The sequence below is a fragment of the Ruegeria sp. AK4 genome (genome assembly GCF_056541025.1).
Genome location: NZ_JBQFXS010000013.1, coordinates 46,264 through 58,010, shown reverse-complemented (window position 1 = coordinate 58,010; position 11,747 = coordinate 46,264). Strand labels below are relative to the sequence as shown.

The 11,747-nt window shown below is 53.5% G+C and carries 10 protein-coding genes and 1 pseudogene; 5 read left to right on the top strand and 6 right to left on the bottom strand.

Annotated elements, in window-relative coordinates; genetic code table 11:
* Positions 1-58 precede the first annotated feature (58 nt).
* The 3 genes and pseudogenes from ACR0EZ_RS19040 to ACR0EZ_RS19030 all read left to right on the top strand — a co-directional run bounded on the left by ACR0EZ_RS19040 (position 59) and on the right by ACR0EZ_RS19030 (position 2,100).
* Positions 59-976 carry a MurR/RpiR family transcriptional regulator gene (locus tag ACR0EZ_RS19040; protein ID WP_480616088.1) on the top strand — a complete coding sequence of 306 codons (918 nt, stop codon included), beginning with the start codon at positions 59-61 and terminating at the stop codon, positions 974-976.
* 99 nt (positions 977-1,075) lie between these two features.
* Positions 1,076-1,760: pseudogene (locus ACR0EZ_RS19035) on the top strand (IS6 family transposase).
* 67 nt (positions 1,761-1,827) lie between these two features.
* Entirely contained in the window at positions 1,828-2,100 is a 273-nt protein-coding gene (locus ACR0EZ_RS19030; protein ID WP_480616086.1) for a hypothetical protein, read from the top strand.
* Between the two features lie 338 nt (positions 2,101-2,438).
* Here ACR0EZ_RS19030 and ACR0EZ_RS19025 read toward each other — a convergent pair whose 3' ends face one another.
* The 5 genes from ACR0EZ_RS19025 to ACR0EZ_RS19005 all read right to left on the bottom strand — a co-directional run bounded on the left by ACR0EZ_RS19025 (position 2,439) and on the right by ACR0EZ_RS19005 (position 6,673).
* Complete coding sequence (locus tag ACR0EZ_RS19025; RefSeq protein WP_480616084.1) at positions 2,439-3,296, bottom strand: SDR family oxidoreductase; 858 nt, start codon at positions 3,294-3,296, stop codon at positions 2,439-2,441.
* Positions 3,297-3,540: 244 nt separating this feature from the next.
* Positions 3,541-4,164 carry a class I SAM-dependent methyltransferase gene (locus ACR0EZ_RS19020; protein WP_480616082.1) on the bottom strand — a complete coding sequence of 208 codons (624 nt, stop codon included), beginning with the start codon at positions 4,162-4,164 and terminating at the stop codon, positions 3,541-3,543.
* 9 nt (positions 4,165-4,173) lie between these two features.
* A complete protein-coding gene (pssA, locus tag ACR0EZ_RS19015) occupies positions 4,174-4,932 on the bottom strand; it encodes a CDP-diacylglycerol--serine O-phosphatidyltransferase (RefSeq protein WP_480616081.1) in 759 nt (252 codons plus the stop codon).
* Positions 4,933-5,607 (bottom strand): phosphatidylserine decarboxylase, encoded by a 675-nt coding sequence (locus tag ACR0EZ_RS19010; protein WP_480616079.1) that lies wholly within the window; start codon positions 5,605-5,607, stop codon positions 4,933-4,935.
* A 289-nt stretch (positions 5,608-5,896) separates the two neighbouring features.
* A complete protein-coding gene (locus ACR0EZ_RS19005; protein WP_480616077.1) occupies positions 5,897-6,673 on the bottom strand; it encodes an SDR family NAD(P)-dependent oxidoreductase in 777 nt (258 codons plus the stop codon).
* 256 nt (positions 6,674-6,929) lie between these two features.
* Here ACR0EZ_RS19005 and ACR0EZ_RS19000 point away from each other — a divergent pair, with 256 nt between their 5' ends.
* Positions 6,930-8,720, top strand: a complete 1,791-nt coding sequence (locus ACR0EZ_RS19000; protein WP_480616075.1) for an ABC transporter substrate-binding protein — start codon at positions 6,930-6,932, stop codon at positions 8,718-8,720.
* Here ACR0EZ_RS19000 and ACR0EZ_RS18995 read toward each other — a convergent pair.
* Complete coding sequence (locus tag ACR0EZ_RS18995; protein ID WP_480616073.1) at positions 8,714-10,336, bottom strand: FAD-dependent oxidoreductase; 1,623 nt, start codon at positions 10,334-10,336, stop codon at positions 8,714-8,716. The genes ACR0EZ_RS19000 and ACR0EZ_RS18995 overlap by 7 nt on opposite strands.
* Positions 10,337-10,583: 247 nt before the next feature.
* On the opposite strand from ACR0EZ_RS18995, the gene ACR0EZ_RS18990 reads away from it, so the two are divergent.
* Positions 10,584-11,741 carry a substrate-binding domain-containing protein gene (locus ACR0EZ_RS18990; protein ID WP_480616071.1) on the top strand — a complete coding sequence of 386 codons (1,158 nt, stop codon included), beginning with the start codon at positions 10,584-10,586 and terminating at the stop codon, positions 11,739-11,741.
* Positions 11,742-11,747 lie beyond the last annotated feature (6 nt).

The window sequence follows — 11,747 nt, the reverse complement described above, 5'->3', positions numbered from 1 at the left end:
GCAATAAAATTTTCTTTCGTGCTACATGTTCGACAGCAAAGTCCGGCATGAGGAAAGAATGGAACCGAACAAGGACGATCATATGGATGGTGCGCACTCAACCGGGATTTTGAGCCGGATTCGCTATATGTCTGCATATCTCAACCCAGCCTTGCGCCGTATTGCAGAGCAGGTTCTGAAAAAACCGGAAAAAGTGAAGTCGATGTCGATCAAGGAGCTGGCCACAATCTGCGACGTGTCGGAATCTACAGTTACCCGTTTCGTGCGGGAAATTGATGTGTCGAGTTTCCAGCAGTTCAAAATCCTGATTGCAGAAGAGCTGTCGCAGTCTCAGGCGACCGAGACCTCCGGATCAGATCGGCACGTTTATGAAGATATTTCCGAAACGGACGATTCAAAAGCGATCATCGACAAGGTATCTGCGCGTTATGCCATGACTGTTCAGGACACTATGGCCGGGTCGCATTCTGGACAATTTGAGGCCGCGGTTGCGGCAATCGAGGAAGCAGATACGCTTTCGTTTTTTGCCATGGGCTCGTCCATGATATGCGTTGAAAACGCATTGATGCGGTTCATGCGCGTCGGCAAGAGCTGTCAGTTCTTTCGCGATCTTGGAGTTCGTCAGATTTCGACAGCATCGCTTGGCCCCCACAACCTGGCGATTGGTATTTCTAATTCCGGTCGCACAATTTCGACTGTAGATGCACTCAAAGCCGCACGAGAACAAGGCGCAAGAACGCTGTGTATAACGAGCTTCACTGATAGCCCCATTGTGAAATACTCAGATATCAAACTGTTCACGCCAACGGTTACAGGAGCGACAGGCACGGCAGACTACCATGAGTCTATGGTCTCCAAAATTGCGCAACTTCAGATGATCGACATTTTGTACTCGATCTACGCAGTGAAAAACTTCGGAAGTGCCATGGAGGGTTTGGAGAAGACGTCAAACGTCACTTCTGTTACGCGGTACTAGCGCGACGCCGAGCGGTTCCGTTGCAAACTTTCGGCCATTGACGCTTTCGGAATTAACGAGTGAATGACTCGTCGGTCGTATCAAGTCGAAAGCCAGCTCATGATTTCCTTCAATGGTGCACAGTATCCGAAAGATGTGATCCTATTCGCAGTATTCTTCTACGTTCGATACGGCGTTTCCTACCGCGATCTGGAAGAGATCATGGCAGAGCGAGGTGTTTCCGTCGATCACACCACGCTGAACCGCTGGGTGACACGATACTCTTGCGCAATCGCTGAAACAGCACGCCGCCGCAAAGGCCCATGCGACCGCTCCTGGCGAATGGATGAAACCTATATTAAAGTAAAGGGATCATGGGTTTACCTCTACCGAGCGATCGACAAACACGGTAAAACTCTCGATTTCATGCTTTCACAACGTCGAAACAAACCGGCTGCGACAAAATTCTTTGCTCGAATGCTGGAGGTCAACGCCCTTCCACGTAAGATCGTCATCGACAAAAGTGGCGCCAACACAGCTGGTATCAAGGCGATCAACAAAATGCTGAATGGCTTTGGCTGCCCGATCCCGATTGAGATGGTGAGGCGGAAATACCTGAACAACATCGTGGAACAGGACCATCGTTTCATCAAGAGACGCATCCGGCCAATGCTAGGGTTCAAGGCGTTCGCTTCAGCGGCGGCAACCCTCGACGAAATCGAAGTGGCACACATGATCCGCACGCAAAGGTCAAATCACGCCCGGAGTCTGTCCGTTTCGGCAATTTGCAGAGCTGGCCGCTTAGCCCGCCGATACAATGCTATCGCTGTCGCCAGTCAAAACTTCGCAACAGATCCGCTTATACCTCGTTGGTGACCGCATGGGCATTGTTTACCGGAACCTATTTTTGCTTGCTGATGTTGAGTTTCTATCTTCCTGTCGCCTTGATACTGGACGGTCGCATCAAAGACCTTGCCCGCAAGGCCCATAAAAGCGAAACGACAGAAGACGTTTTTGATGTTGAAGACTGGAAGGCATCTCACGGATTGAAAGAAGGCGTTGGAGAGGTGTTGCGCGCTGGCTTTGCACTTACCGCTCCTATTCTCGCATCGTTCGCAGGTGGCATCACGCCACTTACAATTTAGCTGCAAATTCTCAAGCAATTATGTCTTAAGCTGGTTCTGGTGCATTTTTTTGTCAGTCGATGGCTTCGCGCTGAGCATTTAGGTGCAATAAAATTTCTGATTCTGAAGAGATCGGATTGATCGGTGCGTATTTTGGAACGTACGCAACAGTTGCAAATAGGGAAAAATATGCCATGTGGCCGCATTCGGAGAATACCGCCCACAATTCCAAGAACCGACACTAAACTGAACTGAGAGAGATCAAAAATAGTAAGCGCCGTCAGTGGTATGGCATGAAATCTTGCAGCAATCGCAGAGAGGTCGTCACGTTCCAGTCAACCGCGTTCGAGTAGCTTGGTTCAACTGAGGAACTGCTCGATTACAGCCGCCTGTTGCTTTTTTCCATCCGGGTCTGCTTCGGTTTTCAGGCGCGTGAACTCTTCACCCCAATCCGAAGTTCGCATGCGGATTGGCGGTTCGGAGGCGTCAACCACGTCCATCACGACCGAGGCGACCTGTTCAGAGGTCTGATAGATATCGCTCCCATCCATTCGCGCTTGCGCGCCACCAATGTATTTCTGGAGAATGGGCAGGTACTCATCCTCAAGCATCCCGCCCGTGGCCTCAACATGTTTTAGCACGTTAGCGGCAAATTCAGATTGGATGCCGCCCGGTTCGACAGCTGAGAAATGGATGCCGAAATTGGGCGTGATATAACTGGCCAGGGCTTCTGTGTATCCCTCTACTGCGAACTTTGCAGCACAGTAGATTTCATTGAACGGTTGGCCCACAAGGCCACCTACGGATGAGATCGTGATGACGTGACCTGTGCGTGCAGTGCGCATGTGTGGCATTACCGCTTTTGTGCAGCGCACGACACCCTTGAAATTTACATCCATGACCCAGGCAACGTCCTCTTCGCTGGCCTGTTCGGTTGTGCGCACAAACCCAGCACCTGCATTGTTGATCAACGTGTCGATCCGCCCTTCGTCCGCGATGATCTGGTCGACAGCGGCGTTCACGCTGGCACTTTCCTGTACGTCCAGGGCAAGCACATTTAGACTGACGCCCGCTTCGGCGGTCGCTGCGTCTAGGGCATCGCGCTTGGCAAGGTTGCGCATGGTGGCGTAGACCGTATGACCGGCCCGCGCGGCTTGCACGGCGATTTGAACGCCAAGGCCAGTCGACGTCCCGGTGATCAGAATGACTTTGGACATAGGAAAAGCTCCACGTAGCAGACAAATTTCTTTCGGCAACGATCTGATGTAGCCGACTTAAGGTCAATTGCGGGACTTCAAACGCGGACCTCGTAGTCTAAGCGCAATACCTGAGCGGCCATCCCGTCGTGGCGACTCTGGCACAGGGCAAGACCGACATAAGCTTAAATGTGTTAAATGGTTGAGCAAAAATTGGTGTGCTCACTTTACTCTTTATGGCCCACTAGGTTGACTGACGAGGCCGTTATACGACTTTTGATTTCTTCAATACCAGAAAAGTCATCATCCCCAGCGGCGGAAGTGGTTTTTGCTCTTCGACGGTCAGTGCGTCCTCTTGCAATACCGTTTCGATCTTGAAGTCGGAATGCCAACCAATCGTGTTTGCGAGCGGAGCAAAGACGCGTTCCAGGGATGCAAGCAGCCCCCGTTTTCGTTGAAAATGATTGGTGATCACCACTTTTCCACCCGGTCTACAAACCCTTGCAATTTCCGCCATCACCCTTTCCGGTTCCGGAACGACAGACAGAACATGCATCGCTGCAATAGTGTCGAAACTGTCGTCCGGAAAATCAAGCCTGCGGGCATCCATTTGCCGGAGGACTGCGACATGGTTCAGCGATAGATCTTTTACTTTGTCGCGTGCCTTTTGCAGCATGTCCTCGCTGAAATCGATTCCGGTCACCTGCATCTCGGACTTGTAGTGTTCCAGTGACAGCCCGGTACCCACGCCCACCTCCAATACTTTGCCGGGGCGTGTATTGATGTATTCAACTGCGCACTGGCGCCCGACGTTCGTGACAGCTCCAAACGTCTTGTCATAGACGGGTGCCCAGCGAGCGTAAGAGGTCTGAACGGCTTTGATGTCCATATCTTGTCCTTAACGGTTAGAAGGTCTTTCGCTGTCGAGCAACGCCCAGGCGACCATTCCCACATACCCGACACAAAGCGCGATCAGCGTGGCCCAGGCAAAGGTCAGCAGCGCGGCGCCAACAACAGCGACGCCGATGAGAAAGAATTTCGCATTTTCGCGTGAGATCCGCGTGGTTTTAAAAGACCAGGTCGGTATGCGGCTGATAAGCAGAAGACCGATGATCACCATGTAGAGGCAAATCACTATACTGGGCAGCAATGGGGCATCCGCGAAGGCGAAGGACAGATACATTGGCAACATGACCAGCAGCGCTCCTGCAGGGGCGGGAACCCCCTCGAAATAAGCACTGTCCTGATCGCAGGTCTCGGACTTGCTACCCACGTTGAACCGGGCTAGGCGCATGACGCAGCACACCGCAAAGAACAGAACTGCAAGCCACGCCGCACTGCGTATGTCCTGCAAGGCCCAGAAATAGAGAACAAGCGGAGGGGCAACTCCGAAGTTCAAAAAATCAGCGAGTGAATCGAGCTCAGCGCCCATTTTACTATCACTACTGAGTAGGCGTGCAATGCGCCCGTCCAACCCATCCAGCACACAGGCGGCAATGATGAGTTGCACCGCAAGTACGTAGTTGCCCTGAACGCCAAATCTGATTGCCGACAGACCCGCACAAACAGCCGTAATGGTCAGCGCATTGGGCAACAAATGGATCAGCGCAAACCCGGTCTCTTCCTGTTCGGATGGTTCTGTCACTGATCCAGCCACCTACTTTTCATTGGGTGTGTGCAAACTGGCAAGGATGGTTTCACCTGCAATCATCGTCTGCCCGAGACGCACCTGCGGCTCCACACCATCTGGAAGATAAACATCCAGCCGGGATCCAAAACGGATCAATCCAAATCGCTGTCCGATTTGAAGCGCGGTGCCAGGTTTCACGAAGCAGACGATCCGTCTGGCCACGAGGCCCGCAATCTGGACCACAGCCAGGTCCTGACCATTCCTCATTTGAATACGCAGGCTGTTACGCTCGTTATCAGCACTGGCCTTGTCCAGGGAAGCGTTGAAAAACTTGCCGGGGCGGTAGGCGACAGCGGTTATCTCACCTTCAGTGGGAGTGCGGTTCACATGACAATTGAAAACACTCATGAACACACTGACACGGGTCAGAGGCGTGTCGGGCATCCCGAGCTCTTTCGGTGGTACCGCCGCTTCGATCAGAGAAACCACCCCGTCCGCCGGGCTGACAATCAGTCCTTCACCTGTAGGTGACACCCGTTCCGGGTCGCGAAAGAAATAGTAGCACCAGATCGTGAGGCCGACGCCGATCCAGCCCAGAATGTCTGACAACAGAAACAGCCCGACGGTTACGGCGGCAAAGATTGCGACAAACCGAATACCTTCTGGGTGCATCGGTTTGATGAACGTATCGCGCATGCGCATCGCAAGCTTTCCCCTAGGTCAATTGACGGCACTTTCATAAGTGGAATGGCGGGGAACGCAAGTGTGCCCAGTACGGTCAGTGTCAATCGATGTCAGGGTGTAACATGTTGATGGGCGCTACCAACGGCTCCGTAGCGCGTGTGTGAGCGATACCTGGACTTCGGCCTTGTTACCGGTAAGCCAAATTATGTGAAGCTTGGGTGCGCGCGCTTCTTTCGGAAAAATAAGCAGCGCAATTCCAACCAATTTTAGAGATGCCTGACCCACTCGCATTGATCCCGGTTGCACCTCACGCAGCAGAATACCCCGCATCCGCCATAAGAAGCTGACCGGTGATCCCACTCGCCGCGTCTGAGGCGAGGAAGGCAACCGCTTGGGCGATTTCGGCTGGTTCAAGGAGTCGGCTCATCGGAATATCGTCGATCCAGCGCGCCATGACATCAGGCTGCTCGATCCCTACCTTTTGAAGCATTTCAGTGTTGGTGTAGCCTGGCCCAACAGCGTTCACCCGAACACCGCGCGCTGCCCATTCTACTCCGGCGACCTTGCAGAAATGTGCGACACCAGCCTTGGTGACATCATATCCGATGTGAAGCTCTGGACGCACGGCCTTGACCCCGGCGATCGATGAAATCGCGACGATCGATCCTTTGCCCTGATCCAACATGATATTTCCGAATGCGCGGGCCACGAAGAACACACCGTCTAGGTTGATTGCCATCACACGGCGCCAGTCCTCGTCGCTGTGATCTTCGGTGGAGCTTTCATAGGCCACACCCGCATTTGCGACGACAATATCGACACGGCCGTGTTTCGCGTTCACACTATCTGCCAGTTCCTGCACGGATTGACTGGAGGTCACGTTAATTCGTTCAGCTTCGGTCGAAAGCCCCTCGTCGGCGAGTTTTGATGCGGTCTCGTCGACGAGATCAAGCAGGTCGGCCATAACAACATGGGCACCCATTTCGCCCAGTTGACGGCAAATCGCCTCGCCAATCCCGCGGGCCGCGCCGGTGACAACTGCGATCCTACCTTCAAGCGAAAACATGTTCAGGTTCTTTGCCATTTTGACCTCCGTATCACGACTGAACTTTCCGTTCGCCTGCAGATATCCCGTTACTCGCGGGACATTTCCCGTAACCTCTCGAATTTTGGGAAAAGGAGATGATTAGGAATCAGGACAAGCGCGAGGTTCGGCGATATTTGCGGATCATCTTCTGCACAATCTGCACACATTATTGTAAACAAGAAAATCCATTTTGGATATTCAATGCACACAGTTCGTCAGAACTTTGATATGGTGTTTTGAACAACGACGCGTTGTGCAGCTAAAAAATCCTCCCTGGACTTGGCGCCGGCGCATTGCTGGCGCTTTTTTGGGGAGAGTCGAGGTGCCTGTCTCTAATATCAAATCGGATATCACTGACCACGAAGTTATAAGGATCATCAGGTTCCTCTCGCGAACCAGAGCTCCGTTTAATGAACTGGTACGGGGTGGACCTGGGGATCCGTCCTGGAACCTGACGTCTTTCTTGGTGACGTCTTACCTAAAGGGTGAACCGGTCACGATTTCAATGCTCATCGATGCGGCGGAAGTGCCTTATGGAACGGCCCAGCGGCGCATTCACTCGATGATTGAAGATGGACAGATCGTAAAGGTCGCGCGCTCGACAACAGGCAAATCCTTTTACCTGCAGCCCAGCCCCGAGATGTATTCGGCATTTGTCGACTATATCGTTAAAGTCAAGTCGTTGTTGGCCGAAACAGTTGGGCTAACCGGCGTGGAAAATGCAGATGAATTTTACTTTGGCGGCGCAGATTTTGCGCGGGACATTTTGCCTCCACCGCCATTGCAATCTCAACTGGCCGAGAGCGATCAGGAACTGAAGTTCTTGTTGCACAACGATAACTACTTCTCGGCCATGCGCAACATGTGGGCGGATTATCGAAACAATCTGGGGTCCAGAAAGAGTTTCTCGTTGCACTTTCTGCCCGACCTACACGAACGCCTGCATGAGTTCCTGCCTAAATCTGAATTTGATGTGGTGACGCTGAACATGCCCTGGCTAGGTGAGTTTGCCGAAAATGACATGCTCATGCCACTGGACGAGTTCATCGAAGAAACCAACATCCGCGTGATGGATTTCCACCCGGCGGTTTGGGCGTCAGGCACTTGGGGCAACCGGCAGTACGGCGTTCCGATTTATGTGACGATCGAAGCAATGGCAGTACGCAAGGATTTGTTTTCCGAACATGAACTGCCTCATCCCAGAACATTCGATCAGGTGATCGAAACGGGTCGGCAATTGCAGGACCCATCCCGAGGTTTCTTTGGTGTTGCCTGGAACGCCGCGAGGGGAATGCCGATCGCCTCAAGTTTCATGATCTTGATGGGCTGTTGCGGTGCACCTATTCTGAGCATCCCGCGTGCGCGGCGGTATCACAACTGGGCCGATCTTGCCGGCAACAGTCTCCGTCCGAAGATCGACAGCGAAGAAGGTCAGATCGTCTTGGACTACATGCACCGTCTGGTCGAAATTTCACCACCTGATATCCTGAACATGGATTGGAACCGCCGGATCGAAGCTTTTCTGGAAGGTGAGGTCGCCATGGCCTATTGCTGGACCATGCGGGCGGCGCGGTTTGATTATGATATCGGCTCTATGGTCAAGAAACGCTCTGAGCTTATTCCTCAGCCCAAAGGTCCAATGGGCATGAGTGCCAATCCGACCGGGGGCTTTCTGCTAGGCATACCGGCCAACCTGCCAAAATCGCGCGCTAAGCTGGCATTTGAGGCAATTGCCTGGATGGCCTCGCCAGAGGCGATGAAGCGGCACGTCACGAATGGTTTGCCGGTTGCGCCTCGATTCTCGGTTGCCGCAGATCCAGAGGCCGCTGCGGCTTCGCCTATTGTTCGGTTCGTCGACCGGTTGTCGCAACGGGGAATGCTGTGTACCTGGCAGCGTCCTCCGGTACCTGAGTATCGTACAATCGAAAGCATACTTGGAGCGAGGATACATGATGCTCTGTCCGGCGCATTGTCCAACAAAGAGGCGTTGACGATGGCGCAGAATGAAGTTGACCGCGCCATGCAGAATAGCGGACGTTATTGAGCTTGAACCGTTGGTGTCCAGTCGATGCCGTAAGTGTCTTTGAAATAGGTCTGGAAATAGTCCTGGAACGCCGGAAATGCCGAAGCCAACCTGAGGAATTCCTGGCGATCCATCACCAGAACTTCCGTAGCCTCGAGGGCGCGTACAGTTCCTGCGCGCCGGCTTTCCCCAAGTATCAACCTTTCACCGAAATGCCCTCCGGCTGCGATCTCCCGGGTGGTCAACTCACCGGTGTTGGCATCCTTCATGCGCACTTCGACCCCGCCGCTGATGATGGTGTAAAACCCGTCTGCCCGATTGCCCGCCTCGAAAATGCGGTCTCCGGCCCGGTAGTGCGCAATTTGGGTATGGCTGTTCTCTGGCTTAACATCCTGAACAATGCTCCGAGGCATCAGACCGTCTAACACCCAATTCAGAAGGACTTTCAGTTTGGCAGACGCCCCAGGCAAAAAGAACAAGTAGAAGCCGCGCCATAACAGCCATGCTGGAAACCCCGTCAGCGTCAGGCCCATCACTTCGGCAACGCCGCGTTTGCCGCCTAAGGACGCCATTGCCCCCTTTGATTTGTAGTTGAACAGACAGGGCTGCTGCCCGGCCAGTTTTCTGCGGATATTTTCCGCCACTGTCCGTGCCTCACGCACTGCAAACTGTGCCGTTGGCGGTGCAAATTCATTCTGTGCGCTCGCATCTTCTACCAAGGGAACCAATGCACAATCGCCCAAGGCCCAGACATCTGGAACACCCGCAACCGCGAGCGAACGGTCAACTACGATCTTGCCGCGTTCGCAGTGGACATTCATTCCACGAACGACGCCTGAAGGTGCATTGCCGATGGTCGCAATAACCGTCCGAGTGCCGATAACGTCATTGTTTGTTGTTACGATTGCCGTACCGGTTGCACTGGCAACACCGGTTGACGTGTGGACCTCGATACCCCGCGCATCCAGCTTTTGGGCCGCGTATTGGCGCAGACGCGGGGGCAGTTCGTAGAGGATACTGTCTGCATATTCCAGCAAAATGACTCGAATTTCGGATGGGTCGATAGAAGGGTAATATTTCAAAGACCGGTCAATCAGCTCTTTGATCTCGCCGACAGTTTCAACTCCGGAAAACCCGCCACCGATGACGCAGAAAGTAAGGGCCTCTTGCTTGACTTCGGGCAGTTGCGTGATGTCGGCGTGCTCCAGTTTCTCGATGACATGCGCCCGCAGTCTGCTGGCATCTGCCAGCGTTTTCATCGCAAGCGCGTGGTCCGATAGACCGGGTGTTCTGGACAGGTCAGTAGATTGTCCCAGAGCTATGACAAGCTGATCATAAGCCACTTGTGTCGGGCGTCTTTGGACACCCTGAAACACGGTTACAGTCTTTGCTTCGAAATCGATGGAATGAACCCGTGCCTTCCTTGTCTTGACGTGTTTCAACAAACCGCGGAGCGAGGAAATAGCATGTGCTGCAGTGATTGAACCCGCGGCAACCTCAGGTAGCAGCGGTTGAAACACGAAGAAATTCTGGTCGCTGATCAGTTCGATTTCAGCGGATTTTCCCAGATGTTTCACAAGCGATTTCGCGGCAAACAAACCTGCAAAACCGCCGCCCAGAATCACGATGCGGGTCATTGTATCTCCTTCCGTTGAACACTTGATACCGGTCGAAGCCAGTCGGGCGGGCGGCAAAGATATCCATTTCAGGCAAGTTCAATGCAGGTGCAGCAAGTCCTTCTGGTGTCACGGTTTCTCGTCGTTTTTGAGAGAGAAAATCCCATGCGGATATCTTTGTCTCCCGGTCCCAACAAACGTCTCCAACAATATTCGCAGCTTCACGAACGCCGTAATCGGCTGCTGTGACCACTCAGGAGGAGACACCATGAAATCGCATTCGCCCATCAAGACTTTCGCCACGGCTTCCTTGGCACTTTTGATGAGTTTGCCCGCTGCACACACAGCCATTGCCGAGGATAGTCCGGGGTATGCAGGCAAACCCCGCACGCTGCTGTGGTCGAACCGGGACATCGAGTATGTGGATACGTCGGAATATGCCAAGGAACCGCCCTATGTTGTCGGATTTTCGAATGCTTCGATTTCAAATATCTGGCGGGTTGGGATGCTACATTCGATACAGCAGGCCGCGGCAGATAACAGCGATCTGATCGAGAAGCTGATCATCACCGACGCAAACGATGATCCCTCAAAGCAAGTGTCCGACATTCAAGACCTGCTGCAACGTGACGTCGATATCCTGATCGTGTCGGCTGCCCAATCCGAAGCATTGGACCCAGTTGTGACCCGCGCAATGCGCAGCGGTGTGCCGGTGGTTATGGTCGACCGCCGGGTGACCTCGGACAACTTCATCTCGTTCGTAACTGCCTCAGACCATGCACTTGGCCGGTTTGAGGCCCAATGGATGGCTGAAACACTCGGCGGCAAAGGAAATGTCGTCATGCTGGGTGGCATCGCGGGGGCCAGCCCGGCCGAAATCCGGATCTCGGTTGCCAAACAGGTGTTCGCTGAATTCCCAGATATCAACGTAATCGACTTGCAATACACCGACTGGAGTCCGGCAAAGGGCAAGCAGGTCATGGCCGCGCTGATCCAGAAATATGGCAAGGAAATCCACGGCGTGTGGTCTGACAGTGGTTTGCAAGGCTCGGGTGCGTTGGAGGCGTTTGTCGAAGCGGGGTGGGAGGACGGAAGCATTCCCCCGATCACCTGCTCGGATCTCAACGGCTGCGTCAAGCAAGCGGTCGAGCATGACGTCAAGGCAATCAATTTTGACTACCCGCCGGCTATGGGGGGCGCATCCGTCAATGTGGCACTAGACGTGCTGGCCGGCAAACCGGTGCCTAAGCAATACGAAGTGAACGCACAGATTTCGATCACCGAAGGTGACGAAACCGAGTCGGTCAAGGCAGACATCTGGATGGAAGACTACGCTCGGCTTGACCGACCGAACGATCTGATCCTGTCGACAGGCCTGGGTCCGGATTATGACCCCACGACGTTCAACGCGGACTACCCAAAATAAATCCAT